Here is a 26,781-nt window from a genome sequence, read left to right as displayed (position 1 = left end):
AAAGGAGCACCATGAAAACCCCCACGAGAGCACTGGCGCTTTCCGTGCTGATCGCCGTGGCCGCCACCGGCTGCAGTGCAGGGCAAAGTACGCCCAATAGTTCCAAGCAGGCCGAGTCCGTTACCGAGTTGGCACCAGTGGTGGTGAAGTCCGGTTTCAACGCCAAGGGCGGCAACATCGATGTCCTGATGTCCTCCGACTTCCAAACCCTCGACCCGGGCAACAGCAACTACGTCCAGACCGCCAATGTCGGCCAGTTGTACTACCGCACGCTGACCATGGCCAAGGAAACAGCAGGCCAGCCGCCAACGGTGGTCCCGGACCTCGCCACGGACACCGGCAAGCCATCCGATGATGGCCTCAGCTGGACGTTCACGCTCAAGGAAGGCGTGAAGTTTGAGGACGGGACTCCCATTACCTCCGCCGACATCAAGTACGGAGTGGAGCGCACCTTCGCCCAGGACGTCTTCACCCAGGCGCCGCAAGAGTTGAATGCGGCGCTCGACGCCGGCGGGTACAAAGGGCCTTACAAGGATCCTGCCGCTGTGCTCAAGGCCGTTGAAACGCCCGATGACCGCACGATCGTCTTCCACTTGAAGAAGCCTTTCGCCGAGTTCCCGGCCCTGGCCTCCCGTTCCAATACCGCGCCGGTCCCCAAGGCCAAGGACACCAAGCTGGACTACACCAACCACCCGGTCTCCTCCGGCCCGTACATGGTGGAGTCCTACAACCGTGGCAAGTCATTGAAGTTGGTCCGCAATCCGCACTGGGACCCCGCTACGGACTCCAACCGCACTGCGCTGCCGGACACGTTCAGTTTCTCCCTCTCCACCTCGCAGGCCACCATCAGCCAGCAGTTGCTCGCTGACTCTGATCCGAACGCCATCACCCTCGATTCCAACGGTGCGTTGCAGACCTCCGACTCCGCCAAGCTGGCAGACGCGAAGGTCAAGGACCGTGTGGCGTCCGGGCTCCTTGGCTGCAACGACGTCCTGAGCCTGAACACGGAAAAGATCAAGGACCCCGACGTTCGCAAGGCCATCGCCCTGGCCTTGGACCGCCAGTCCATCCTGGTCCAGTACGGTGGACGACGCTTCGGCGAGATCACCCAGAGCCCGCTCAATTCCAAGATGCGCGGCTACGTTGAGACCGAGCTGGAACTGGATCCGGCGGGCAAACCGAAACTGGAGGAGGCCAAGAAGCTCCTGGAAGGCAAGGACTACCCCAAGACCCTGACGTACGGATATGCCAACAACCGTGACGCTTTCAAGAACACCGGCACCGTGGTCCAGCAGAACCTGAAAGCCCTGGGCATCGATGTTGAGCTGGTAGCCATCCCCGCTCCGAACTACTATTCGGTCCTTGCCAGCGAGCAGCTTCCAGACATGGGCCGTTCAGGCTGGTGTGGTGGTGCTGATCCGGCGTCCGTACGCACGTCGGCTGATCCGATCCTGGGTCCGAACAACGACGGCACGAGCTATGGCTTCTCCAACACGTCCCGCTACTTCGATCCCCAGGTTTCCAAGGCCATGTTCGATCTCCGCAATTCGGAAGGCACCTCCGAGGAACTCGGCAAGAAGTGGTCCGAGGCCTTCGGCGCGGCCCTGAAGACGTACCCCATCGTCCCGCTCATCCGCAGCCACACCAACAGCGTGGTGGGCTCAAACGTCCGTAATGCACAGGTGGGCTACTTCTTCGGCGGGATCGACCTCTCGATCGTCGGCGTCGAGCACTAATCCGGCTTCGTCCAGAAGGAGAAGCGGGCCGCCTGCCCCGGCGGGCGGCCCGCAACCACCACAATGATGACTTTCATTCTTCGCAGGACCGGATCGTTGGTCCTGCTGCTTGCCGCCGTCAGTTTCATCACGTTCACACTGTTCCAACTTGGTCCCTCAGATCCTGCCGCGGCCGCCTGCGGACAGGAATGCACGCCGGAGCGCGTGGCTGAAGCCCGCGTTGCCCTCGGTATGGACCAGCCTTTCTTTATCCAGTACATCGACTACATGCGCGGCCTTTTCTCGCCCCGCATGATTGGTGCGCCCGGAGCACAGACCCTTTGCGAATGGCCTTGCCTGGGCAAGTCCTTCCAGACCAACGAGAACGTGGCTGGCATCATTGCCCGCTCACTTCCCTACACCTTTTCCATGGCCATTGGGGCCCTGATCCTGTGGACCATCACCGGCGTCGGGCTGGGCCTTCTAGCCGCCCTGCGCAAGGGTTCGCCCGTTGACAAATTCATCGTCGGCGCCGCCTCCGTAGGCGTCTCCCTGCCCATCCCCGTCACCGGCCTGTTCCTGCTGCTGTTGTTCGTCAACCAACTGCATTTGCTGCCGTTCACGACAAACGAGATCAACAGTCCATTTGGTCCGCAGGGTCCAGGGGCCTGGGTTGCGAACTACATCCTTCCTTGGATCGCTCTGGCAGTCCTGTTCAGTGCTTCCTACATCCGCGTCACCCGCACCAACATGATCGAAACGTTCGGCGAGGACTTCATCCGGACTGCACGGGCAAAGGGCCTGGCACCCCGGACCGTCACCTTCAAACACGGAGTCCGGGCGGGAATTACACCCGTGGTCACCATGCTGGGCATGGACATCGGGCTGTTGCTGGGCGGGGCTGTCCTCACCGAACAGATCTTCTCCGTCCCGGGCCTGGGATTCACTGCCGTGCATGCGGCCATCTCAGGCGATCTTCCCGTCACCATGGCCATTACCATGCTGGCCGCCTTCTTCGTCATCGTCGCCAATGTTCTGGTGGACCTCGCATACGCCGCCATCGATCCCCGAGTGAGGCTCCAATGACATACACGCCACTGACGTCATCGCCTGCCCGCCCCACGGGCGCCACGGCCACCGCACCCTTCTTGGAGGTCCGCGACCTCACCGTGAAATTCCCTACTGACGACGGCCTGGTTTCTGCGGTCAACGGCATGGACTTCACGCTCGAGCGCGGACAGACCCTGGGCATCGTAGGCGAATCCGGCTCAGGGAAGTCCGTGACCAGCCAGGCCCTCATGGGCCTCCTCAAGGGCACTTCCGCGCTGGTCACCGGGCAAGCCATGTTCCAAGGCAGGGATCTGGTGGCCCTCCCCGAGTCAGCCATGCGGCAACTCCGTGGCCGCAACATCGGCATGATCTTCCAGGATCCTCTCTCCGCCCTACACCCCTTCTACACCGTGGGCCACCAGATCGCCGAGGCGTACCTGGTCCACAACAAGGCGAGCAAGAAGCAGGCCCGGACTGCCGCCGTCGACATGCTGGGAAGGGTGGGTATCCCCAGTCCCGAGCAGCGCTTCGACGAGTACCCCCACCATTTCTCCGGTGGCATGCGCCAGCGTGCCATGATCGCCATGGCGCTGATCTGCGAGCCCGAGCTGTTGATCGCCGATGAACCCACCACAGCGCTGGATGTCACTGTTCAGGCGCAGATCCTGGACCTCATGTCCGAGCTCCAGGAGGAAACCAACTCGGCGCTCATCCTCATCACGCACGATCTTGGCGTGGTGGCCGAGGTCTGCAACGACGTTCTGGTCATGTACGGCGGGCAGTGCGTCGAATCCGGTCCCGTTGACGAGATCTTCTACGACACCCAGCACCCATACACTTTGGGCCTGCTGAACTCGATGCCCACACTGAACAGCGCTGCGAGCCAGCTGAACCCCATACCCGGCCAGCCGCCGTCGCTCCTTGACCTGCCCAAGGGCTGCATCTTCAGCGCCCGGTGCCAGTACGCCGAACTCGTCGCCGACGGCCTGTGCGCAAAGCAGCGGCCCGAACTGAAGGTTGAAGATGGGCACGGCAAGCGCTGCCATTTGAGCGGCCCGCAGATCATCACCATCCGGAATTCGCGTTAGGACCCGCCATGGAACATCAGCCAATTCTCCAGGTGGAGAACCTCCAGAAGCACTTCCCGCTCAAGGGCGGCCTCCTTCCGGGTGCCGCTAAGCGATCGGTCAAAGCGGTCGACGGCGTCTCCTTCAGTCTCGCTCGAGGCCAGACTTTGGGGCTCGTGGGTGAGTCGGGCTGCGGTAAGTCCACCACCGGGCGCATGGTGGCGCGGCTCATGGACCCCACGGGCGGGCGGATAGTGGTCGATGGCGTCGACATCAGCGAGCTGCGTGGACGGGATCTGTATAACTTCCGGCGCAAAGTCCAGATGATCTTCCAGGACCCCTTCGCTTCCCTGAACCCCCGCCAAACCGTGGGTACCGCAATCGCGGCTCCCATGGTGGCGCAGAAGATCAATCCGCAAGGCGGACTCAAGAACCGGGTGAAGGAACTCTTGGACCAGGTGGGACTCAAGCCGGAGCACTACAACCGTTTCCCGCATGAATTCTCGGGTGGGCAGCGGCAGCGCGTGGGCATCGCCCGGGCCATCTCGCTGAACCCTTCCGTGATCGTGTGCGACGAGCCCGTCTCCGCGCTGGACGTTTCCGTGCAGGCGCAGGTAGTGAACCTCCTGCAGCAAATCCAACGCGACACCGGCGTTTCCTACATCTTCATCGCCCACGACCTCTCCGTGGTCCGGCACATTTCCCACGAAGTTGCAGTGATGTACCTGGGCAAGATCGTGGAACAGGGGCCTCGCGATGAGCTCTTCCAGAACCCGCTGCACCCCTACACGAAGGCCCTGCTCTCGGCGGTGCCCCTTCCGGACCCACGGGCCGCCCGCGAGCAAGTGAAGATCCGTCTCCGCGGAGACCTTCCGTCGCCGGCCAATCCGCCCAGCGGCTGTGTCTTCCGGACCCGCTGCCCGTTGATCGGCACGCTTCCCGAGGAACAACGCCAACGGTGCATCAACGAGATTCCAACACCGGCCATGGCCGCCGCGCCTGCCTGCCACCACACAGGTATGGCCGCGGCAGTCCTGGCTGGCGTGCAATAGACGTAGGCAAAAGATTCACTAGCAAAGGAGCAAAACATTGAACACCCTGATCCGCGCCGTCCGCCCTTGGGGAAAGACGCTCAGCGACGTCACCGTTAGCGCCGGTGAAGCTGGCGCCAAGATCACCGCCGTCGAGCCCCACGACCCCGCGGGAACCGTTCCCGCGGGCACCACTGTGGTGGAAGGACGCGGACGCCTCCTGCTGCCGTCATTCTCCGATGTCCACGTGCACTTGGACTCCACCCGGATTGGCCTTCCCTTCCGGGAGCACACCGGCGGTCCGGGTGTGTGGACCATGATGATGAACGATCGGCAGAACTGGCGCAATGCCGAGGTCCCGCTGCAGGACCGCGTCAACGAGACCCTGGGCCGGATGATCGCGCGGGGAACTACGCGTGTTCGTTCCTATGCGCAGGTTGACGTGGACTGCCGCCTGGAGCGTTTCGACGCCGTTGCCGCCGCCAAGGAAAAGTTCGCCGGCCGGGCTTCCGTGGACATCATCGCCTTCCCGCAGGCTGGATTGTTGCTTGAGGAGGGCACGGTAGAGCTCATGGAAGAAGCATTGAAAGCCGGCGCCAATGTCATGGGCGGCATCGATCCCTGCATGTTGGACCGGGATCCGGCGAAGCACCTGGACATCGTGTTCGGCCTGGCCGAGAAGTACCAGGTTCCCATCGATATCCACTTGCATGAGCCCGGCGAATTGGGCGTCTTCAGCACCGACCTCGTGCTGGAACGCACCCGGGCACTGGGCATGCAGGGCAAGGTCACCATGTCCCACGCATATCAATTGGGCAGCGTGAACGAGGCAACCACCCGCAGGCTCATCGACGCCTTTGCCGAGCTGGATGTTTCCATGGCCTCGGTTGCGCCTGCTGCCGCCGGTCAGTTACCTATTCCGCTCCTCACCGAAGCCGGCGTGCGGCTCGGCCTGGGCGAGGACGGACAGCGCGACTACTGGTCCCCCTACGGCAACACGGACATGCTGGACCGGACGTGGCAGCTTGCCTTCACCCATGGCTTCCGCAAGGACGAGCTAATCGAGCACTGCCTGGCCATTGCCACGATCGGCGGCGCGAGCATCCTTGACCCGGGCGCTACGCGGCTGAAGGACACGGCCCACCGGCCCGGCGTCGACGTCGGAGATCCAGCCGAGTTGCTCTTGGTGGACGGCGAAACAGTGGCGTCCACGGTCATGGACCGCGGCAAGGACCGTACGGTGATCCACGCCGGCAAGGTGGTGGCAGACCAGCTGGAACTGGTCTAGGACTACGAAACCCGCTCTTGTTCGCACTCATGACCACACAGTGGACTGAGTGACGGACAAGAGCGGGTTTCGGCGTTAAGCGCTACTCGCCCCTGGCGGTGGGCGCCTCATCCAGTGGGGTCCACCACGTCACCGGCGGCGTCACCTTGAACCGACGGCCGGAAACGTTCGACGGGACAATTCGGATGAACTGGTCCTTTTGCCCTGCCTCCCATGGAAACAGCAGCAGGCCGATGGTATCCAGCACGTCCTGCGTCAGTTTCACGGCGGATGCCTGCCCCTTGACCACTACGCTCCAGGCAACTCCCGTTTCCGCGTTGACGCCGTCGGCTTCGATGGCCACAGGCGCGTCACCCAGGGCAGCATGAAGCTTGGTTCCCTCGCCCGTGCGGAAAACCATCGTTCCATGGTCCACTTTGTAGTTCACGGGGAAGATGTCCGGGTGGTTGTCCACCCACACCGCTAGCCGACCCACGGAGACTCCGCGAAGGAGCTCCCAGCATTCGTTTGTCTCCAGGATTTCCGTAGCCGGCGTGTTTGGCTGATTCGTTTCAGCTGGTGAGTTCGTCATACCGCCGAGGATACGCCGGGGAATAGCCCGCCGACAGTGTCATCGAACACCGTCCAACGGACTATTCACCCCCGCCTACGAGGGTGAACAGTCCGTTGGAGGATGAATTTCGGCTTACCGGCTCAACGTCGACCACGGGGCCACGGATCGCCAGGAAGCCTGCAGCAGCCAGCACCACAGCCTCAGCCGCGAGCGCCCAGAACGTTACTTCCCAGCCACCGGTCCACGTGTGCAGCAACCCCGCGACCAGCGGACCCAGCGAGGCAAGCGCGAAACCGAGTCCTTGGCTCATGGCGGAGAGCCGGCCCGCCGTCTGCGGCCCGGCGGAGCGGAGCACCACCAACGCCATGGCCAATCCGAACCCGGCGCTCTGGACAACCCCAAGCATCCCCACCATGAGGAACTGTATGCCAGCGGGCGCCATGAGGACCCCCAGGAGTGCGAGCGCCACCGATAATCCGAGTCCTGGGGCCATGATCCGCAGGACGGCCGGACGGCTGGCAAGCACCGGCGCCAGCAAGCTGGCGGGTAGTCCTGCAAGGCTGAACCATGCCAGCAACGCAGCAGCGTCCGCAGATGAGAGCCCCTTGGACACGAGGTAGACGGCCAGCCACGACGTGATGGCGAAGTAGAGCATGGCCTGGAGTCCAAAGAACGCCGTCACGGCCCATGCTGTGCGCTGCTTCCGCAGCGGCTTCCTGGGCACTACGTCAACGGGAACAGCCGACGACGGCGCGTCGCACGTCAGCGCTGCAGCCTCGCCCGCTGCCGGGGTGCCTTTGCCCACGGTGGTGGCTGCCGACGTCGGGCTTTCTCCGGAGCCTTGGATGAGGCATGCTCCCAACAGCGCTGGAACGGCCCAAACCGCCAACGCCCAGGCGAGGCTGCCTCCGAAGGCCTGCTCGAGCGGCTGCACCAGACCGGCTCCGAGCGCTGCTCCGAGTCCGAACCCCATGGTGCAGAGCCCCGTCCACCAGCCGGTGCCATGGTTGGCTTTGACGATCTGGGGAACCAAGACACTGGCCGTCATAATCGCCATTCCGGCCAGGAAAGTGCCCGGGAGCAGGAGCGCAGGAACCGCAACCCTAAGGATGAGGGCTGCGGCCAGCACCAACAAGGCCAGTGCCACGGCACGCCCGATTCCAAGCCGCCGCGCCAGCCACGGTCCGATCGGCCCGGAAATGCCGAAAGCGAGTACGGGCAAGGTACCCAGAAGCGGGAGGAGTCCGGAGTCCAGGCTGAACGCACCGTGGAGTTGATTCATGACGCCGGCGATGGTGGTGATAGCGGGCCGGAGGTTGATGGACACCATCACCAGTGCGAGCAGTATCAAGCCCGCCTTCAGCCTGGGACCTGGGCCCGCTCCGCCCAGCCGTTTCTCGCGCACGTCATTCTCCTCATAATCTTTTGGTATACCAAGTAAGAGTATGAGGAGAATGACGGAAAGTAAATCCTTACAGCTTTAGGGTTTCAACAAGCATCACCAAAGATGCCACGCAAGCTGGAATACCAAATGAGCTAGATAGCCTTCCCGGGGTTCAGGATCCCCGCCGGATCGAACAACTCCTTGATCCGCCGCTGCAGTTCACGCACTGGCTCAGGTTGCTCAAGGCCAAGCCATCGGAGCTTGTACTGGCCCACTCCGTGCTCGCCGGTAATCGTTCCACCCATCTCCAGGCCAACACGGATCGATTCGTCCAAGGCCGCGTTGAGGCGTACCAAGGCGTCGGCGTCTGTGGCAGGGTCTACGCGGTCCATCCAAAACGTGGGGTGGAGGTTCCCGTCCCCGGCGTGGGCCACTACCTTGAGCAGGACCTGGAACCGGGCAGCCATGGACTCAAGTTCGGCGACGAAGTCCACCAGACGGGAGCGCGGAACGGCAATGTCCTCGCCTACGCGAAATTCGTCATCGACTTCCACGCCTCTGCTGTTTCGCCGCAGTTCCACCAGCATCTCCGCCTCTTCGCTGGCTTCCATGGTGACCGTGGCACCGCCCTCGGCGAGCACCCGGCGGACTACGTCGGCCTCCGCCGCAGCTCCATAACCGTCCGTCTGGATCAACAGCAAAGACTTGCCGCGCGTTTGGAGGTCCGAGCCGTTCATCTCATCAAGCTGTACGAGTGTTCCGTTGTCCAGGAGCTCCATGATGGCGGGTTGGACACGGGCTTTGCCGACCGCCAGCACTCCAGCAGCGGCACTGCGGAAATCGGGGTAGAACGCTGCGATGGTCTGCACTTCGCGCGGAAGGTACTTCAGACGGACCGTCACGCCAACCACGATTCCGAGTGTCCCCTCGGAGCCCACCAGGAGCGCCGTCAGGTCATAGCCAGCCACTCCCTTGAAGGTCTGGTGCCCGGTGTGCAGCAGTGAACCGTCGGCGAGGACAACGTCCAAGGCCAGCACAGAATCCCGTGTCACCCCGTACTTTGCACAGCGCAGTCCCCCGGCGTTCGTGGCTACGTTGCCGCCGATGGTGGACATCTTGTAGCTCGCCGGATCCGGCGCATACATGAGGCCGTGCTCGGCGGCTGCGGCGTTCAGTTCGGCGTTGATGACGCCGGGTTCGACGACGGCGGTCTCGTCGTCGGGGTTGAGGTCCAGGATGCGGTTCATGCGTTCCAGGCTGAGTACGATGCAGCCTTGGGTGGCGTGCGCGCCTCCCGAAACACCCGTTCCGGCACCACGGGCGACGATCGGCACCTGGTGGGCAGCGCAACTCCGAACGATGTTTTGGACGTCCCCCACGGATTCGGCCCACACGACAGCGAGTGGCAAGTGCCGTTCCAGCAATGGCCCCTGGTCTGCGGAATAGACCGTGCGGGTGGCTTCATCCTGCGCGACCTGGTCGTGCCGAAGACCGGCGGCCAGGTCCTGCAGGAACGCGCGTTGCTGCTCGGTGTAGCCCGTATCCGATTGCGGGCCGGCTTCCGGGTGGCCGACTGCGCGGCCCTTGATGCTTTCCTCTGTTGTTCCGGCCATAGCCGTTTCGTCCGACAAGGTGGTCCCTTCACACATGAGCGCCGCGGACACGCCAAATCGGCAGTCTTCGCAGCGTTTTCAGTGCCCCCAGTCTAGTCAGCCCCGCCCACCACAGTGGGAACATTGGTTCCGGGCAGGACCCACAGGCCAGTTGAAATTCCGTCGGCGCGCAGCAGCACAGTGCCGTTAATCCCCCGACTCATCGAGATGTTCCCAGAGGCGTGCACGGGCGCTTCGGAGAGCGATTCGAGTTGCACCGTGGAAAGCACTGCGTTGTCCACGAGGACCTGAGCTGAGTCGCGGGCTGCAATGACCAGCACTGCGGAATCGGCCGTCTCCCGCACGAAGACCAGAGCGTCACCTTCAGCGTGGATCCAGCGCACGCCGCCTTCGCTTAATGCGGGCAGCTCACTCCTGAGCCGCCCCAGGCCAGAGTAGAAGGGACGCAGATCCTTGACGGGGTGGCGGCCGGATTTTCCCTCCTGCCAGCCCCATGGCATGGGCGTCCTGGAGTCCTCGCCATTGAAACCTTCAAGGCCGAACTCGTCGCCCGCGAACAAGACAGGGATGCCGGGGAGGGTGAAGGTGAGCACAGCGCCTACTTTCTGGCCGCCGTCGATCATTACCGTTGCTGCGCGTGCGGTGTCATGCGTATTGAGCGCATTCATGTTGTTATTTCGCACACCCCAGCTAAATCCCGCCGAGAGGTCCTGATGCGTGGCCAGGAAGTCTTCGGCCTCGATCTTGTTGGGTCCCGCTTGGGGCGATCCGAAGAAGTTTACGTGCGGTACATCCCCCGCAAGCCAGGACCACAGGGGCCGGGTGAGGTTGGAGTACGTCATGGCACCGTGCCAGTGCTCACCCGTGAAATCCGGCGCGGCGTCGGAGGTGGACTCGGCCAACAAGGCGGCATTCGGGTTGATCTCGCGGACCCGCTCCGCGATGAGCCGCGCAACCTCGTGATTCAGGTCCACGGAGCCAAGGCGTCCGGTCATATTGCCGACGTCTATCCTCCACCCATCCAGGTTGAAGGGCGGCTGGAGCCAGCGGGCAACCACCGAATCGTTGTCCGTCACGAAACGCCGCCGAAGGGCGTCCGAAGACCAGTTAAGTTTCGGCAGCGACGGCACACCCCACCACGACTCGTACGTCGAATGGTCCTCGCTGAAGTAGTAGTAGCCTGCTTCCTCTGAGCCGGGATCGGCGAGCGCCTTCACGAACCAGTCGTGCGCGTCCCCAGTGTGATTGGCGGTGAGGTCACCCATGACACGAATGCCCCGGGAATGCGCCGCGTCCACCAGCTCCACCAGCGCTTGGTTCCCGCCAAGGAGGGGGTCCACGGAGTCGAAGGTGGAGGCATCGTAGCGGTGGTTGGAACGGGCCGGAAAGAATGGTGTCAGGTAGAGAACATCGATGCCCAGTTCCTGGAGATGGTCCAGCTTCTCCGTGATTCCCGGCAGGTCGCCACCGTAGAACTGGATGGGCGTTTCCCGTCCGGTAGCCACCACTGGCTCGTCCCACGCGCTGCCCACAGCCCAGTCCGGGAGGGGGTGCGCATCGGCTTGGGCAGAGCGGGCGAAGCGGTCCGGAAACACCTGGTACATGGTGGCCTGATGCAGCCACTGCGGTGCCGGGGCAAATGTGGTGAGGCGGAAGTCCGCTGAATCGGCTACGTCCCTGTTGAAAAGCCCTTGGGCGTTGAGGTTCCAGTAGTGCCGCCCACTTGCGCTGCTGATGGGAGCACCGGGCCTGGTTCCGACACGGCTGTTTGCTTCGATTTCGAGCAGGAAGCGGTATTTGGCCACAGGATTGGCCACGAGCATCGCCGCTTCCCACCAGTCCCAGCCATCGATGCTGCCGAGCCTGATCGCGGCGTCGTACCGTGGCTCCCCGTCCTGCACCGAACGGACCCAAACGCGGGACGCGGGACCCCACTCCTGCGGAACCCGCAGACGGAGCCGAACAACATCGCCCAATGAAATCCGTCCGGGAGCATGACCCGAAACATGAAGAGCGGATCCGTCGTGATGTGGAACGGCAAGTGACATGGTCATCCTTTCACTGAGCCAGCCGTAAGGCCGCTGACGATGTACTTCTGCAGGAAGAGGAACAGCGCCATGACCGGGATAGCGGCGATAACAGCGCCGGCTGCGAAGACGCCCCAATTCTCGGAACGCTGCTGTGCCACGTAGGAATAGAGCCCGACGGCGAGTGTCTGAGTATCGGGATCGGTCAGGACAACGCTCGCGATCACGAATTCACTTGAGATACCGATGAATGCCAGCAGCCCAACAACCGCCAGAATGGGAGTGACCAGCCGCAGGATGATGCCGAAGAAGATCTGGACGTGGCTGGCGCCATCGATCTTTGCCGCTTCGTCCAGCGACTGCGGGACCGTGTTGAAGAAGCCGTACATAAGGTACGTGTTCACGCCCAGCGCGCCGCCGAGGTACACCATGATGAGCCCCAGCTGGCTGCCAAGTCCCAGGGCCGGGATGACCTGCGAGATTCCGCTGAGCAGGAGGAAGATCGCGACGACGGCCAGCAGTTGCGGGAACATCTGCAGCAGGAGAAGGGTCAACAGTCCTACCCGTCGGCCCTTGAAGCGCATGCGGGAGAACGCGTAGGCGGCCATCGCCCCCAGGAAGACTGTGGCGGCGGACGTCACCAGCCCCACCACCAAGGTATTGAGGAACCAGCGGCCGAAGGGACGGCTCGGATCGCTGAAGAGCGCCGTGAAGTTGCCGGTATCGAACCTGGAGAACAGACCGTTGGAGCCTACCAAGGTGCCGTTGGAGTCCAATGCTGCCGACAAAACATAGAGCAGCGGGAACACGGCGAAGATGGTGGTGACTATGCCGACGGCGTGCCTCCAGCCTTTGTCTTTGAACCAAACCCCGAAGGGACGCCGCTCTGGCACCAACGGTGCGGGACCGCCGTCGTGCGCCTTTTCGGTGGTGGGGAGGGTGCGTACCTGTGCCTCGCTCATTAGTTCACGTCCTCGAGTGCTTTGGTCTGCTTGAAGCTGATGGCCGAAATCGTGGCCACGATGATGAAGATGATGATGGCGAGCGCGCTGGCCAGTCCGTAGTCGCGCCCTGTGCCTTGGCCGAACGCCACCTTGTAGACCAGCGTGATCAGGATGTCTGTGGCTCCGATATCGCGGTCGGTGTCTGCAAAGCGCGGCCCGCCACCGGTCAACATGTAGATGACATTGAAGTTGTTGAAGTTGAACGCAAAGGAGGAGATCAGCAGTGGCGCCACGGAGACCAGCAGCAGCGGCAGTTTGATGGAGCGGAACACTCGCCATGGGGACGCTCCGTCCATGCGGGCAGCCTCATCAATTTCTGTTGGCAAGGATTGGAGTGCCCCGGTGCAAACGAGGAACATGTAGGGGAATCCGAGCCACACATTGACCACCAGCACGCTGATCTTGGCCAGGACAGGGTCCGTGAGCCAGCCAATGTTCGCCCCGCCCAGCAGGGTCTGGTTGAGCCAGCCGAACTCGGGGTTGAGGATGCCGGACCACACCAATCCAGACAGGAATGCCGGGAAGGCGTAGGGCAAAATCATCAGGATGCGGTAAACCTTTTTGCCGCGGAGGTCCTCGCGGTTGAAGGTGATGGCGAGGAAAAGCCCCACGGCGAAAGTCAGGGCAACGGACGCTACGGAGAAGGTGAACGTCCAAAGGATCACGCCCAGCAGGGGACCCCGGAGGCTCGGATCGGTGAAGGCCCGGGCGAAGTTATCCATGCCGACGTCGATCTTCCAGCCGGTGGCCAACGTCTCTCCGTTGGCGTCCGCGAAGGCGCCCTTGCCATTGTCGCGGTAGGCCTTGCCGGTCTCGCTGTCATTGAAGGTATCGGTGGCGGCGTCGTAGCTCAGCGCTGGCTTGAACTGGTAGGCAGTGCTGCCATCCGCGGTGCGCAGGGTCCCATCAGCGGGGTCCTCTGAAACGGGAACGGTAATCTTCAGGATTTCCTGCTGGTTGGCCACGATCTCCTGGAACTTCAGTGTTTCGTAGCCAGGCAAGGAGTTGGCCTTGCCTGCGGAATCCTTTCCAGCACCAGAGACCTCGGTGAGTGGCTCCCCCGTGCTGCCAATCTGGGCTTTGCCGGACGGGTCAGTAAACAACAGGTAGAACGTATCGCCCTTGGTCAGCACGGCTGCCTTGTATGCGGGTGAATCCGGGACGCGCTTCTGTGCCGTCAGCTGGATGGCCGCGATTGCGTCCTCCTTGGTGCTGTTGTGCCCGTCGCCGTAATTGGTGAAGGCGATGTAGCCGCTGAAAAACACAACCAGGACCTGAAACACCAGCAGGAACAGCACACCCGGAGCCAGATACTTCGCCGGAAGGCCGCCCTTGCGCAAATAGATCCAGTTAATGGCCAGGACCACCAGGGAGGACACAGCCAGCGCGGCCCATGATTGGCTCAGGAACAGCATCATCAGCACGTACACGGCAAGGGCATCCACCAGACCCAGCAGGACGATCTTGAGAACGGTGCCCTTGATGGAATCGGGGCCCCGGCGGCTGTTCCGTAGATTCCGGTGGAAAGCGTTCTGGTGGGCAGCAGCGCGAGGCGGCTGCGCCGGCGTCGTACTGGTTGTGCTGGCTTGCAGTTCGTGGACATCTGGCTTTGGCATTTTGGATCCTTGGAATAAGCAGGTTGCGACTGGCACGGGCCGGACGGCGTGAGTACCGTCCGGCCCCGATCAGACCTGTGGAGTCACCGGTCTGGGCGTCAGCCGCCGATCTTGGACTTGATGCTCGCTGCCATCTTGGTCCACGCTTCAGCGGGATCGCCCTGCCCCTTGATGATGGCCAGTTCCGTGGCGCCCCAGTCAGCCCAGACGGCGCTCATTTCGGGGATGGCCGGCATGGGCACGCCGGTGGCACCGATCTTGCCGAAGGCCTCCACGACGGGGTCGCTGGCTGCCTTCTCAAAGGATGCCTTGAGTGCCGGCGGGCGGCCGCCTGCCGTGTACATGGAATCCTGGGCGGACTCGGAGGTGAGGTAATTGGTGACGAACTCATTGGTGGCCAGAGCATTGGCGCTCTTGGCGCTGATGAAGAACCCATTGACGCCGATGAAGGGCTGGGCAGCTTCGCCACCGGCCGTGGGCAACTCGTCAACTGCGAACTTGATGCCCTTCTTCTGAACATCCGGTACGTTCCACGGGCCCGTCAGGAAGTACGGGGATTCGCCGGCAAGGAACTTCTCCTTGGCGATGTCGCCCGTAATGTTGGAGTTGATGATTTTCTCGCCGGCGTCGCCCCAGACGGCCAGCTTCTTGGCGAATTCGACGCCGGCGGCGTCACCAATGAGAAGCTGCTTGGCATCGTAGCCACCGTCGGCGTTCTTACCGAAAACCTGCGAACCCATGGAGGACTGCAACGGGTACAGGTGGTACGGATCGCCCTGCTTGGGATCCATGCCCACCAGGAACGGGAAAGTGGCTTTGCCCTCTGCAACTGCCTTCTTGCCGTTGGCCACTACCTCATCCAGGGTGCTCGCCTTGCTGTCCACGATGCTGGTGTTGCGCAGGAGGGCAATGTTTTCGATGGCGTACGGGACACCGTAGACAGCCCCGTTGTAGGTCATGGCCTTGATCGATGAATCCTGGAACTGGCCGGCTTTGTCGCCAAGTTCCACAGGTGCGATCACACCGTTTTGGACAAACTTTCCAATCCAGTCGTGGGGTCCAACGATCAGGTCGGGGCCTTGGCCAGTAGGAACCTGTGTGATGAAGTCATCGCGGACGGCAGCGAAGTCCTTCACTACGAGCTTGACTTCGATACCGGTGTCCGACTTGAACTTTTCGGTGATGTCTTTCAGAGCCGGCGACCGTTCGGCGTCCACCCACATGGTGATGGTCCCGGCGCCGGCTGCCTTGAGGTCCGGCTTTGCGGCTTCCGAGCTGGGAGCTGTGGAGGCACTGCCGCCACAGGCGCTCAGGGCCAAGGCCGCGACCACGGAGATCGCGCCGGTAGCGAAGACGCGGCGGGTGGTCTGCGTCGCGAGGGTGTTGTGCACCTTCATTGGTGTCCCTTTCCTTATGTGCTTCGACGGCGGGGCACTAGGCCCAGCGGCAGCGTCGGTGATGCGGCTCACAACTGCAAGCGCTTCCACAGAGTACATCCCTAATCGGAAGTTGGTAAACCCCGACACTCCGCAGAGCTGCCATTGGAGGGTCATTTTGATTGAAAGCGTTTCCAATTCTGCACAAGGTCTTCTACGATTTGTTCATGTCTGTTGATTCATTGCTCCCAGTTGAGGCGTCCGCGCCCTCTGCAGCTTTCGCTACATTGACGCCCGTCCACGATGCCTCCCCGGCGCACGGCTGGTGGCGCTCCGCAGTCATTTACCAGATTTATCCGCGCTCCTTCCGGGACCTCAATGGCGACGGAATCGGCGACCTCGCGGGCATCACCCACGAACTCGCCCAGCTCGCCGAACTGGGCGTTGATGCCGTCTGGCTCTCGCCGTTCTACCGCTCACCGCAGCGGGACGCAGGTTATGACGTCAGCGACTATTGCGATGTCGATCCGCTGTTCGGCAGCCTCGCGGACTTCGACGCCCTGATCTACGAAGCCAACCGGCTTCGCCTGCGGGTGATTGCAGATCTTGTTCCCAACCACTGCTCGGACCAACACGCCGCCTTCCAAGCCGCACTCGCGGCTCCGGCCAACAGCCGCGAGCGGGACATGTTTATCTTCCGGGACGGCCAAGGACCTGACGGAAACGAACCTCCCAACAACTGGCAATCCCATTTCGGCGGCCCCGCGTGGACCCGCATCGTGGAACCGGACGGCCGGCCCGGACAGTGGTACCTGCACCTCTTTGATTCATCGCAGCCGGATTTCAACTGGGACAACCACGCCGTGCACGCCGAGTTTGAGCGGGTCCTCCGCTTCTGGCTGGACCGCGGAATTTCCGGTTTCCGGGTTGACGTTGCCCACGCACTGGTCAAGGCAGCCGGCCTGCCCAACTGGGGCGGGCGCGCGGATGGCAACAGCTCAGACGGTTTTCCCGGCCACGAGGCTCCCATGTTCGGCCAACCTGCCCTGCACGATATCTACCGGCGTTGGCGCTCCATCCTGGAGGAATATGGCCCCGACCGGATCCTCTGTGCGGAAGCCAATGTCGATCCCCTTCCCCGGCTGGCACAGTGGGTCCGGCCCGACGAAATGCACCAAGCCTTCAATTTCCCGTATCTGCACGCCGGCCTGGACGTGAACCGCCTCCGTCACATCATCACCGATTCCCTGGTCTCGCTGGACGCTGTCGGCGCCCCCAGCACGTGGGTGCTGTCCAACCACGACGTCGTCCGGCACGCCACCCGATTCGGTTACGAGGGATCCGGTCCCCGCGATGGCGACGGCATCGGTCCCGACGACGAACAGCCCAATGAAGAACTCGGACGACGGCGGGCTGCCGCGGCCACCATGTTCATGATTGGCCTCCCTGGCGGCGCCTACCTCTACCAAGGGGAAGAGCTTGGGCTACCTGACTCCACAAACATTCCCGGGAGCATGCGCCAGGACCCCACGTTCGCCAGGACCGGCGGAGAAAGGATAGGCCGCGACGGCTGCCGCGTGCCGTTGCCGTGGCGGTCTTCGGAATTGCATGCCGGTTTCGGCGATGGCCAGGATCCTTGGCTGCCGCAACCAGAGTCCTGGGCGGCATTGGCGAGGGATAAGCAGCTGGAGGATCCGGCGTCGCACCTTAATCTTTACCGGGAAATGCTTGCCCAACGCTCCGAACGTCGGCTGGGCCAGGGTTCCCTGGCGTGGGTGGAGGACTACTGCACTGATTCCTCGCTCGCCTACATCAACGGCGACACCCTGGTGATCATGAACGTGGGTAGCGAGCCCTTGCCGCTTCCCGAGGGCGAGGTCATCCTTCGCAGTTCAGGGGCGGCTGGCACCAATCCACTTGGCGCGGATCTACTAAGCTCGGGGGAGAGCATTTGGCTCACATCGAGCTAACTTTCCCACCGAGGAGCAGCATGACCGGCATCAAGGACGTAGCCGAGCGATCGGGACTTTCTGTTGCCACGGTTTCACGCGCGCTCAGTGGCAAAGGCAACGTCTCCCCGGCCAGTCGCGAACGGGCACGTGCAGCTGCGGCCGAGCTCGGCTTCGTGCTCTCCTATCACGCCTCAAGCCTGGCCTCCGGCCGTACCCACAACGTTGGCCTGGTGGTGCCCTCGGTCCACCGATGGTTCTATTCGGCGGTGATCGAGGGCGCCTCCGCTGCGCTACTGAGTGCCGGATACGACCTCACCCTCTACAACATCGGCGAGGACCCACAGCACCGGCACAGGGTATTCAACGACTTCCTCCTGCGCAAGCGCGTGGACGCGGTCATTGCGGTCTCCTTGGAGCTCAGCGAAAAGGAGATGCAGCAGCTCCTTGCAGTCCATCGTCCGATCGTTGGCATCGGCGGCCCCCTACCGGGAGCCTCGACCATCCGGATCGACGATTCCGCAATCGCACTGCAAGCCACAAACCACCTAATCGGCCTGGGCCACACCAAGATCGCCCACATGACCGGCGAGGAAGCATATGAACAGGACTTCAAACTGCCCGGCACGCGCCGCGGTGGTTTCGAAAAGGCGATGAACGACGCCGGTTGCCAGGTTCGGCCTGAATGGATCGTTTCCGCGGACTTCACCATCGAAGGTGCTTACGCTGCTGCCCGGCAATTGCTGGGGGGCGCACCGGAGCGACCAACAGCCGTGTTTGCGGCGTCAGACGAGATGGCCATCGGGACCATTCTTGCGGCGCGCGACTTCGGCCTGCGGATTCCAGAGGACCTCTCGGTCATCGGCATCGACGGACACGACCTCGGTAAGGTCATGGGCCTCACCACGATCGATCAGGACGCGAAAGGGCAAGGAGCACTGGCCGTGCGAACCCTGCTGGGCGCCATCAACAATGGCCTGGTTCTTGAACCTGCCGATACTGAACACCCCACCAAACTGGTGGTTCGTTCCAGCACTGCCGTGCCCAGGAACGACGCCGCGTAGCCCACGGCTGCTCCCTAAGCCAACGGCTACTGCTGCAGGGCCTTTTCCATGACTAGTTCCCGCTTCGACGTGTCCTGGGGATATGGTCGGCTGTCGCCTGTGGTGTTGAAACCGTGCCGCCGGTAGAAAGCCAACGCCCTGGTATTGTCCTCGTGGACGCCCAACTCCAGGACCTTTGCGCGCAAGTCGATCCGGGCAGCCTCGCAGGCTTGGTGGAGGAGTTCATCCGCCAACCCCAAACCTCGATGTTCGGGGGCAACATAGACACTTATCAGCATGGCCTGAAGTGGCTTCCGCGGGTCTTGGGGATGCTTCAGGACAACCCTCATCAGCCCACAGAACCGGCTTCCGTCCACGCCACCGTCAGCCACCAAGGTCACACTGGAATCGCCGGCCATAGCCGCAGCACGTTCCTGCCATTGCGCATCCGTTTGCCGATGCGCCGCCTCCAAGCTTTCGACATAAGCCATGGGCGTGTCCGACAGCATTTCCAGCCGGACTTTCCTCAACAGACACCAGTCTTCAGCACGAAGTCGCCTGACCCTAGGCAACGGTCCCGCCCATGAACCGTACATAGCGTTCCAGGACACGAGGCCAACCTTCCGCATACGATGCCCGGCTTGCAGCAGGATCCTCCGCGCCTTCCCAACCGTCGTGAACCAACCGCAATTCCGTACCACCCTCTACCGCCCGGAACGAAACCCTCAGCTCGGTGGACCAGAGAGGCGTGCTCGCCGGATACCAGCTCGCGTGGAAGGACAAAGGCGGCTGCCAGTCATCGATGGTCCCCCAGACCGATGTGCGGCCGTCCTCGGCCGTCTCCAGAATCAGGTTCTCCTCGAACTCCACGTGCGAGCCCGCACCAAACACGCTCTCGTCTTCGAGGGGCCACCAAAGATGGGGATGGTCCGTAAAGCCCATGAAGGCATGCGAAACGTTGGTGGGCACCACAACTGTCACAACGAGCGGGTCAAGTTCGTTGCTGTCCGGCGACGAGGGCTCAGAGTCCGGCTCGGGATGGCTGAAAATACTGTCCATGACCACCAACTCTACCGGTGCGGGAACACACCTTCCTGGCCACATCCACGTTCACCCAAAGGGTTTGGTTGCGCAGCCTCTTCGTGCGGTGCTAGAGTCCCGTTGATCGTGATCTATCAGCAGGAGGTGAGACCCATGAACGCAGTATCCGCAATGGGTGCTTCCCCGCAGTACACGATCTCGCGACTCACTTAGTCGCCAGCGGGAGCGCCCCAGTGGCAATTCGCGAAAGGCGACTCCCATGAATACAACACCTTTTTCAACCCTGCACGTCACTTCCCATCTCACGGGGTCCGCTCAGGACCAGCCTCAGGAGAAACCCACCAACCCTGCGGGGCGTACAACCGGACGGGCGTTGGTGCTTGGTGGCGGTGGATCCACGGGCAATGCATGGCTGATCGGCGTCATCGCCGGAATGTTCGATGCTGGCATGAATGTGACCACGGCCGATCTGACCGTGGGCACGTCAGCAGGGTCCACGGCCGCGGCACAGTTGGCTGGGGCGAGCCCTATAGAAATGTTTGCCGCCATCCTTGAGGCGCCGCCTCAGCCACAGCGACAGCCACAGTCCCAAGTCAATCCACTCAGGCACGCCGAGACATTGAGGCAGGCCAATCCGTTGAAGCAGGTGGTGAACCATTTGGAGAGAACAAGCAAGATCATTGCCGCCTCTACCGACGCCGCCGATATGCGTCGCAGAATGGGTGCTGCTGCGTTGGAGTTGGATGCATCTGCAGACGAGTCAAGGCAAGCGCAGTGGCGTGCCACCGTGGCCTCCCGGCTGCCAAGCCCGCAGTGGCCGCAACGAACGGTCCTCATCACGGCGGTGGACGCCCGCACGGGAGAGCCCGTCGTTTTCGACCGGCACAGTGGAGTGGAACTGGTGGACGCTGTGGCCGCCAGCTGCGCGAGTGGCTTTGCCTACGGCATCGGCGACGACCGATACATTGACGGCGGCTACCGATCCAACGCTGAGAATGCAGACCTGGCAGCCGGGTACGCACGGGTACTGGTGCTGTCGCCATTCGGCGGCAGAACGCGGACTCCCTTGGAATGGGGCATGCACTTGGCAACACAGGTGGACGCGTTACGCGCCGGCGGTAGCCACGTTCAGGCGGTTTTCCCGGACAGCGCCTCCGAGCACATGTTCGGCGCCAACGCGATGGACCTGTCGTTGCGTCCGTCGGCCGCCCAGGTCGGTTACGACCAAGGAAGGGCACTCGTGGAGGAACTCAGCGGGTTCTGGAACGTGGGTTAACACTTGTTAAATGGGGCAAGCCCCGGCCGTGAGGGTCGGGGCTTGCCTGGTTTAAATGTGGGAGACCCCCCGACCTGGTGTGGGTTGGGGGGTCTCGACCTAATGTGTGTCCGGCGGTGTCCTACTCTCCCACACCCTCCCGGGTGCAGTACCATCGGCGCTGTGGGTCTTAGCTTCCGGGTTCGGAATGGGACCGGGCGTTTCCCCCACGCTATGACCGCCGTAACCTTGTTACCCGTCCCCCCGCTTGGCCGGTTGTGGTCCGGTGGGGGTGGGAAGTTTTGTGGTTACAACATTGTGGTGTTGTTATTTAGTTGTGTTTGTTCCTGGGAGCAACGGTGTTGTTGTTCGGGAACCACATAGTGGACGCGTGCAGTGTTTGTGTGTGGTGTAAGTTGTTGGCCTATTAGTACCGGTCAGCTTCACGAGTCTTTGGTCCTCGCTTCCACATCCGGCCTATCAACCCAGTGGTCTGGCTGGGGGCCTCTCACACAAATTGTGTATGGAAATCTCATCTTGAAGCGAGCTTCCCGCTTAGATGCTTTCAGCGGTTATCCCATCCGAACGTAGCTAATCAGCGGTGCACTTGGCAGTACAACTGACACACCAGAGGTTCGTCCGTCCCGGTCCTCTCGTACTAAGGACAGCCCTTCTCAAATTTCCTGCGCGCGCAGCGGATAGGGACCGAACTGTCTCACGACGTTCTAAACCCAGCTCGCGTACCGCTTTAATGGGCGAACAGCCCAACCCTTGGGACCTACTCCAGCCCCAGGATGCGACGAGCCGACATCGAGGTGCCAAACCATGCCGTCGATATGGACTCTTGGGCAAGATCAGCCTGTTATCCCCGAGGTACCTTTTATCCGTTGAGCGACGGCCATTCCACAATGTACCGCCGGATCACTAGTCCCGACTTTCGTCCCTGCTTGAGATGTCTCTCTCACAGTCAAGCTCCCTTGTGCACTTACACTCGACACCTGATTGCCAACCAGGCTGAGGGAACCTTTGGGCGCCTCCGTTACTTTTTAGGAGGCAACCGCCCCAGTTAAACTACCCATCAGGCACTGTCCCTGACCCGGATCACGGGCCGAAGTTAGATGTCCAAAGTGACCAGAGTGGTATTTCAACGATGACTCCACCCGAACTGGCGTCCGGGTTTCAACGTCTCCCACCTATCCTACACAAGCCACTCCGAACACCAATACCAAACTATAGTAAAGGTCTCGGGGTCTTTCCGTCCTGCTGCGCGTAACGAGCATCTTTACTCGTACTGCAATTTCGCCGAGTTTATGGTTGAGACAGCGGGGAAGTCGTTACTCCATTCGTGCAGGTCGGAACTTACCCGACAAGGAATTTCGCTACCTTAGGATGGTTATAGTTACCACCGCCGTTTACTGGGGCTTAAATTCTCAGCTTCGCCACACAAGGTGGCTAACCGGTCCTCTTAACCTTCCAGCACCGGGCAGGAGTCAGTCCGTATACATCGTCTTGCGACTTCGCACGGACCTGTGTTTTTAGTAAACAGTCGCTTCCCCCTGGTCTCTGCGGCCCACACCCGCTCCACAGAGCAAGTCTGTATCACGGGGCAGGCCCCCCTTCTCCCGAAGTTACGGGGGCATTTTGCCGAGTTCCTTAACCATAATTCTCTCGATCGCCTTGGTATTCTCTACCTGATCACCTGTGTCGGTTTGGGGTACGGGCGGCTAAAACCTCGCGTCGATGCTTTTCTTGGCAGCATAGGATCACCGGATCCCCCCTTACGGGAGTCCCATCAGATCTCAGGATCGTGCTCGAAACACACAGGAACGGATTTGCCTATCCCTGACCCTACATCCTTGGACCGGGGCAACCATCGCCCGGCCCGGCTACCTTCCTGCGTCACACCTGTTAATACGCTTACCTCCCGGGATCAGGTCCCGCGCTCGGCCAAAACCCACACACCACAAGGGTGATAGGGCAGGCTCCGGGCGGTTAGTATCCCCCGCTTGGCATGGGCGGTTTTTCGCCGGTACGGGAATATCAACCCGTTGTCCATCGACTACGCCTGTCGGCCTCGCCTTAGGTCCCGACTTACCCAGGGCAGATTAGCTTGACCCTGGAACCCTTGATCATTCGGCGGACGGGTTTCTCACCCGTCTTTCGCTACTCATGCCTGCATTCTCACTCGTGTAGGCTCCACCGCTGGTTTCCACCGCGACTTCACTGCCCACACGACGCTCCCCTACCACTCCACACCCCTGAACCACGAAGGCTAGGGCAATGTGTGAAATCCACAACTTCGGCGGTGTACTTGAGCCCCGCTACATTGTCGGCGCGGAATCACTTGACCAGTGAGCTATTACGCACTCTTTCAAGGATGGCTGCTTCTAAGCCAACCTCCTGGTTGTCTTCGCAACTCCACATCCTTTCCCACTTAGCACACGCTTAGGGGCCTTAGTTGGTGGTCTGGGCTGTTTCCCTCTCGACTATGAAGCTTATCCCCCACAGTCTCACTGCTGCGCTCTCACTTACCGGCATTCGGAGTTTGGCTGACGTCAGTAACCTTGTAGGGCCCATCGGCCATCCAGTAGCTCTACCTCCGGCAAGAAACACGCAACGCTGCACCTAAATGCATTTCGGGGAGAACCAGCTATCACGGAGTTTGATTGGCCTTTCACCCCTACCCACAGCTCATCCCCTCCATTTTCAACTGAAGTGGGTTCGGTCCTCCACGACGTCTTACCGTCGCTTCAACCTGGCCATGGGTAGATCACTCCGCTTCGGGTCTAGATCACGCCACTACACTCGCCCTGTTCAGACTCGCTTTCGCTACGGCTACCCCACACGGGTTAACCTCGCGACGTAACACTAACTCGCAGGCTCATTCTTCAAAAGGCACGCCGTCACCAGAATCAGACTGGCTCCGACGGATTGTAAGCACACGGTTTCAGGTACTGTTTCACTCCCCTCCCGGGGTACTTTTCACCTTTCCCTCACGGTACTGGTCCGCTATCGGTCATTAGGAAGTATTTAGGCTTATCAGGTGGTCCTGACAGATTCGCACGGGATTTCTCGGGCCCCGTGCTACTTGGGATCCTCTCCAGGCGGTACACAACATTACGGTTACGGGGCTCACACCCTCTCTGGCCGGCCTTTCAAGACCGTTCACCTATGCCTGCACTACACACCCCACCAGTCCGGCAGAACCAGTACGGAAAGTCCCACAACCCCGCCCATGCAACGCCCGCCGGCTATCACACATGGAAACGGTTTAGCCTGATCCGCGTTCGCTCGCCACTACTAACGGAATCACTCTTGTTTTCTCTTCCTGCGGGTACTGAGATGTTTCACTTCCCCGCGTTCCCCCCACGCACCCTATGTGTTCAGATGCGGGTCACACAATCACCTTGCAGCGTTGTGCGGGGTTTCCCCATTCGGACATCCTGGGATCAACGCTCGGTTATCAACTCCCCCAGGCTTATCGCAGATTCCTACGTCCTTCTTCGGCTCCTAATGCCAAGGCATCCACCGTGTGCCCTTAAAAACTTGACCACACAAGATCAATAAACTTACTCGAGAGAACCATGCGCCACTTGGGCCCAAGGTTCATTCATAAGAAATTGCTGTAAGAACACACACACACGTGTGTGTGTCCTAGATGCTCGCGTCCACTATGTAGTTCTCAAACAACAACCCCATCAACCAGACCCCCGGACACCACAACCCACAACACGGGGCTGATAACAGTGACCGGCAATACCGGAAGCAGGAACAAGAAGAAACACCAGAACTGTGCCCCCCTGCATTGCTGCAAAAAGGTCCTGTTGCCTCAGGACCCAACAGTGCGCCAAACACAACCCACACAATCCACGCCCCGGCACGTTCCTGACAACACCCCACCACCACAAAAGCAGAAAAGGCGTTGCCGTACTGGCACCAGGACACAACCGGTAAAGGCCATGCCAAAAAACTTTGATTCGTTGATATTCCACCCATGAGCACCCACCGCAGAACAGACGCCTGCGCAATGGGCAACACTGACAACCACCACGCACCCGCATACACGGACACCAGCAGTTGTTAGCAGCTCCTTAGAAAGGAGGTGATCCAGCCGCACCTTCCGGTACGGCTACCTTGTTACGACTTAGTCCCAATCGCCGGTCCCACCTTCGACGGCTCCCCCCACAAGGGTTAGGCCACCGGCTTCGGGTGTTACCAACTTTCGTGACTTGACGGGCGGTGTGTACAAGGCCCGGGAACGTATTCACCGCAGCGTTGCTGATCTGCGATTACTAGCGACTCCGACTTCATGGGGTCGAGTTGCAGACCCCAATCCGAACTGAGACCGGCTTTTTGGGATTAGCTCCACCTCACAGTATCGCAACCCTTTGTACCGGCCATTGTAGCATGCGTGAAGCCCAAGACATAAGGGGCATGATGATTTGACGTCGTCCCCACCTTCCTCCGAGTTGACCCCGGCAGTCTCCTATGAGTCCCCGGCCGAACCGCTGGCAACATAGAACGAGGGTTGCGCTCGTTGCGGGACTTAACCCAACATCTCACGACACGAGCTGACGACAACCATGCACCACCTGTAAACCGACCGCAAGCGGGGCACCTGTTTCCAGGTCTTTCCGGTTCATGTCAAGCCTTGGTAAGGTTCTTCGCGTTGCATCGAATTAATCCGCATGCTCCGCCGCTTGTGCGGGCCCCCGTCAATTCCTTTGAGTTTTAGCCTTGCGGCCGTACTCCCCAGGCGGGGCACTTAATGCGTTAGCTACGGCGCGGAAAACGTGGAATGTCCCCCACACCTAGTGCCCAACGTTTACGGCATGGACTACCAGGGTATCTAATCCTGTTCGCTCCCCATGCTTTCGCTCCTCAGCGTCAGTTACAGCCCAGAGACCTGCCTTCGCCATCGGTGTTCCTCCTGATATCTGCGCATTTCACCGCTACACCAGGAATTCCAGTCTCCCCTACTGCACTCTAGTCTGCCCGTACCCACTGCAGAACCGGAGTTGAGCCCCGGTCTTTCACAGCAGACGCGACAAACCGCCTACGAGCTCTTTACGCCCAATAATTCCGGATAACGCTTGCGCCCTACGTATTACCGCGGCTGCTGGCACGTAGTTAGCCGGCGCTTCTTCTGCAGGTACCGTCACTTTCGCTTCTTCCCTACTGAAAGAGGTTTACAACCCGAAGGCCGTCATCCCTCACGCGGCGTCGCTGCATCAGGCTTTCGCCCATTGTGCAATATTCCCCACTGCTGCCTCCCGTAGGAGTCTGGGCCGTGTCTCAGTCCCAGTGTGGCCGGTCACCCTCTCAGGCCGGCTACCCGTCGTCGCCTTGGTAGGCCATTACCCCACCAACAAGCTGATAGGCCGCGAGTCCATCCAAAACCACAAAAGCTTTCCACCCCCCACCATGCGATGAGGAGTCATATCCGGTATTAGACCCAGTTTCCCAGGCTTATCCCAGAGTCAAGGGCAGGTTACTCACGTGTTACTCACCCGTTCGCCACTAATCCCCCCAGCAAGCTGGAGATCATCGTTCGACTTGCATGTGTTAAGCACGCCGCCAGCGTTCATCCTGAGCCAGGATCAAACTCTCCGTTGAAAACAAAAAATCAAACAGACACAACCACACCCACCGGAAATAACGACGGACCATGGCTGCACAAAATTCGAAACCAGCTGAAAACCAGACCACCACACACGGGGGTGCGCAGCAATCCGGCCATAATTTCAACCAATCAATAAAACAATCGGC

17 protein-coding genes and 3 rRNA genes are annotated in these 26,781 nt (G+C 61.1%); 8 read left to right on the top strand and 12 right to left on the bottom strand.

Translation table 11 applies throughout. From position 1 onward, the window contains the following. Positions 1 to 11: 11 nt before the first annotated feature. The 5 genes from LDN75_RS04350 (at position 12) to LDN75_RS04330 (ending at position 6,151) form a co-directional block, all read left to right on the top strand. Positions 12 to 1,736 (top strand): ABC transporter substrate-binding protein, encoded by a 1,725-nt coding sequence (locus LDN75_RS04350; RefSeq protein ID WP_223935946.1) that lies wholly within the window; start codon positions 12 to 14, stop codon positions 1,734 to 1,736. A 63-nt stretch (positions 1,737 to 1,799) separates the two neighbouring features. Then, entirely contained in the window at positions 1,800 to 2,801 is a 1,002-nt protein-coding gene (locus tag LDN75_RS04345; RefSeq protein WP_223935945.1) for an ABC transporter permease, read from the top strand. Beyond that, positions 2,798 to 3,853: an ABC transporter ATP-binding protein gene (locus LDN75_RS04340; RefSeq protein WP_223935944.1), complete on the top strand. Its 1,056-nt coding sequence runs from the start codon at positions 2,798 to 2,800 to the stop codon at positions 3,851 to 3,853. Before LDN75_RS04345 ends, LDN75_RS04340 begins: the two co-directional genes overlap by 4 nt. 8 nt (positions 3,854 to 3,861) lie before the next feature. Beyond that, positions 3,862 to 4,884 carry an oligopeptide/dipeptide ABC transporter ATP-binding protein gene (locus LDN75_RS04335; RefSeq protein WP_223935943.1) on the top strand — a complete coding sequence of 341 codons (1,023 nt, stop codon included), beginning with the start codon at positions 3,862 to 3,864 and terminating at the stop codon, positions 4,882 to 4,884. A 37-nt stretch (positions 4,885 to 4,921) separates the two neighbouring features. After that, positions 4,922 to 6,151 (top strand): amidohydrolase family protein, encoded by a 1,230-nt coding sequence (locus LDN75_RS04330; RefSeq protein WP_223935942.1) that lies wholly within the window; start codon positions 4,922 to 4,924, stop codon positions 6,149 to 6,151. Between the two features lie 82 nt (positions 6,152 to 6,233). Here LDN75_RS04330 and LDN75_RS04325 read toward each other — a convergent pair whose 3' ends face one another. From LDN75_RS04325 to LDN75_RS04295, 7 genes are all read right to left on the bottom strand, one after another. Continuing rightward, positions 6,234 to 6,722: a pyridoxamine 5'-phosphate oxidase family protein gene (locus tag LDN75_RS04325; RefSeq protein WP_223935941.1), complete on the bottom strand. Its 489-nt coding sequence runs from the start codon at positions 6,720 to 6,722 to the stop codon at positions 6,234 to 6,236. A 61-nt stretch (positions 6,723 to 6,783) separates the two neighbouring features. Then, complete coding sequence (locus tag LDN75_RS04320) at positions 6,784 to 8,109, bottom strand: MFS transporter (protein WP_223935940.1); 1,326 nt, start codon at positions 8,107 to 8,109, stop codon at positions 6,784 to 6,786. Positions 8,110 to 8,240: 131 nt separating this feature from the next. Continuing rightward, positions 8,241 to 9,701, bottom strand: a complete 1,461-nt coding sequence (locus LDN75_RS04315) for an FAD-binding protein (protein WP_223937479.1) — start codon at positions 9,699 to 9,701, stop codon at positions 8,241 to 8,243. 92 nt (positions 9,702 to 9,793) lie between these two features. After that, complete coding sequence (locus tag LDN75_RS04310; protein ID WP_223935939.1) at positions 9,794 to 11,749, bottom strand: glycoside hydrolase family 13 protein; 1,956 nt, start codon at positions 11,747 to 11,749, stop codon at positions 9,794 to 9,796. Between the two features lie 2 nt (positions 11,750 to 11,751). Continuing rightward, on the bottom strand, positions 11,752 to 12,690 hold the full coding sequence (locus LDN75_RS04305; protein WP_223935938.1) for a sugar ABC transporter permease: 939 nt from the start codon (positions 12,688 to 12,690) through the stop codon (positions 11,752 to 11,754). Beyond that, a complete protein-coding gene (locus tag LDN75_RS04300; RefSeq protein ID WP_223935937.1) occupies positions 12,690 to 14,348 on the bottom strand; it encodes an ABC transporter permease subunit in 1,659 nt (552 codons plus the stop codon). Before LDN75_RS04300 ends, LDN75_RS04305 begins: the two co-directional genes overlap by 1 nt. A gap of 98 nt (positions 14,349 to 14,446) precedes the next feature. Beyond that, positions 14,447 to 15,745, bottom strand: coding sequence for a maltose ABC transporter substrate-binding protein (locus LDN75_RS04295; RefSeq protein WP_223935936.1), 1,299 nt, complete (start codon positions 15,743 to 15,745; stop codon positions 14,447 to 14,449). 206 nt (positions 15,746 to 15,951) lie between these two features. Between LDN75_RS04295 and LDN75_RS04290 the strand changes: the two genes are divergently transcribed. Beyond that, positions 15,952 to 17,694 (top strand): glycoside hydrolase family 13 protein, encoded by a 1,743-nt coding sequence (locus LDN75_RS04290; protein WP_223935935.1) that lies wholly within the window; start codon positions 15,952 to 15,954, stop codon positions 17,692 to 17,694. 20 nt (positions 17,695 to 17,714) lie between these two features. Continuing rightward, positions 17,715 to 18,737 carry a LacI family DNA-binding transcriptional regulator gene (locus LDN75_RS04285; RefSeq protein WP_223935934.1) on the top strand — a complete coding sequence of 341 codons (1,023 nt, stop codon included), beginning with the start codon at positions 17,715 to 17,717 and terminating at the stop codon, positions 18,735 to 18,737. Between the two features lie 26 nt (positions 18,738 to 18,763). Here the strand turns inward: LDN75_RS04285 and LDN75_RS04280 are convergent, their stop codons facing one another. Both LDN75_RS04280 and LDN75_RS04275 read right to left on the bottom strand, forming a co-directional pair. Continuing rightward, positions 18,764 to 19,207: an N-acetyltransferase gene (locus LDN75_RS04280; RefSeq protein ID WP_223935933.1), complete on the bottom strand. Its 444-nt coding sequence runs from the start codon at positions 19,205 to 19,207 to the stop codon at positions 18,764 to 18,766. Between the two features lie 73 nt (positions 19,208 to 19,280). After that, positions 19,281 to 19,775 carry an SRPBCC domain-containing protein gene (locus LDN75_RS04275; RefSeq protein ID WP_223935932.1) on the bottom strand — a complete coding sequence of 165 codons (495 nt, stop codon included), beginning with the start codon at positions 19,773 to 19,775 and terminating at the stop codon, positions 19,281 to 19,283. Positions 19,776 to 20,016: 241 nt separating this feature from the next. On the opposite strand from LDN75_RS04275, the gene LDN75_RS04270 reads away from it, so the two are divergent. Next, a complete protein-coding gene (locus tag LDN75_RS04270) occupies positions 20,017 to 21,033 on the top strand; it encodes a patatin-like phospholipase family protein (RefSeq protein WP_223935931.1) in 1,017 nt (338 codons plus the stop codon). Between the two features lie 108 nt (positions 21,034 to 21,141). Here LDN75_RS04270 and rrf read toward each other — a convergent pair. The 3 genes from rrf to LDN75_RS04255 all read right to left on the bottom strand — a co-directional run bounded on the left by rrf (position 21,142) and on the right by LDN75_RS04255 (position 26,628). After that, positions 21,142 to 21,258: ribosomal RNA gene (rrf, locus tag LDN75_RS04265) — 5S ribosomal RNA — on the bottom strand. A gap of 160 nt (positions 21,259 to 21,418) precedes the next feature. After that, positions 21,419 to 24,564 (bottom strand): 23S ribosomal RNA (locus LDN75_RS04260). 543 nt (positions 24,565 to 25,107) lie between these two features. Continuing rightward, a 16S ribosomal RNA gene (locus LDN75_RS04255) occupies positions 25,108 to 26,628 on the bottom strand. The 16S, 23S and 5S rRNA genes sit together here, the layout of an rRNA operon. Between the last annotated feature and the right edge of the window lie 153 nt (positions 26,629 to 26,781).

Source organism: Arthrobacter sp. StoSoilB5 (assembly GCF_019977235.1).
Classification (GTDB): domain Bacteria; phylum Actinomycetota; class Actinomycetes; order Actinomycetales; family Micrococcaceae; genus Arthrobacter.
This window is presented reverse-complemented; position numbering and strand designations above follow the sequence as displayed.

What these genes read in the sequence shown, in the direction of transcription:
- LDN75_RS04350 (WP_223935946.1), top strand. Translation starts at nt 12, where the DNA reads ATGAAAACCCCCACGAGAGCACTGGCGCTTTCCGTGCTGATCGCCGTG.
- LDN75_RS04345 (WP_223935945.1), top strand. Translation starts at nt 1,800, where the DNA reads ATGATGACTTTCATTCTTCGCAGGACCGGATCGTTGGTCCTGCTGCTT.
- LDN75_RS04340 (WP_223935944.1), top strand. Translation starts at nt 2,798, where the DNA reads ATGACATACACGCCACTGACGTCATCGCCTGCCCGCCCCACGGGCGCC.
- LDN75_RS04335 (WP_223935943.1), top strand. Translation starts at nt 3,862, where the DNA reads ATGGAACATCAGCCAATTCTCCAGGTGGAGAACCTCCAGAAGCACTTC.
- LDN75_RS04325 (WP_223935941.1), bottom strand. Translation starts at nt 6,722, where the DNA reads ATGACGAACTCACCAGCTGAAACGAATCAGCCAAACACGCCGGCTACG.
- LDN75_RS04315 (WP_223937479.1), bottom strand. Translation starts at nt 9,701, where the DNA reads ATGGCCGGAACAACAGAGGAAAGCATCAAGGGCCGCGCAGTCGGCCAC.
- LDN75_RS04310 (WP_223935939.1), bottom strand. Translation starts at nt 11,749, where the DNA reads ATGTCACTTGCCGTTCCACATCACGACGGATCCGCTCTTCATGTTTCG.
- LDN75_RS04305 (WP_223935938.1), bottom strand. Translation starts at nt 12,690, where the DNA reads ATGAGCGAGGCACAGGTACGCACCCTCCCCACCACCGAAAAGGCGCAC.
- LDN75_RS04300 (WP_223935937.1), bottom strand. Translation starts at nt 14,348, where the DNA reads ATGCCAAAGCCAGATGTCCACGAACTGCAAGCCAGCACAACCAGTACG.
- LDN75_RS04295 (WP_223935936.1), bottom strand. Translation starts at nt 15,745, where the DNA reads ATGAAGGTGCACAACACCCTCGCGACGCAGACCACCCGCCGCGTCTTC.
- LDN75_RS04290 (WP_223935935.1), top strand. Translation starts at nt 15,952, where the DNA reads ATGTCTGTTGATTCATTGCTCCCAGTTGAGGCGTCCGCGCCCTCTGCA.
- LDN75_RS04285 (WP_223935934.1), top strand. Translation starts at nt 17,715, where the DNA reads ATGACCGGCATCAAGGACGTAGCCGAGCGATCGGGACTTTCTGTTGCC.
- LDN75_RS04280 (WP_223935933.1), bottom strand. Translation starts at nt 19,207, where the DNA reads ATGGCTTATGTCGAAAGCTTGGAGGCGGCGCATCGGCAAACGGATGCG.
- LDN75_RS04275 (WP_223935932.1), bottom strand. Translation starts at nt 19,775, where the DNA reads ATGGACAGTATTTTCAGCCATCCCGAGCCGGACTCTGAGCCCTCGTCG.
- LDN75_RS04270 (WP_223935931.1), top strand. Translation starts at nt 20,017, where the DNA reads ATGAATACAACACCTTTTTCAACCCTGCACGTCACTTCCCATCTCACG.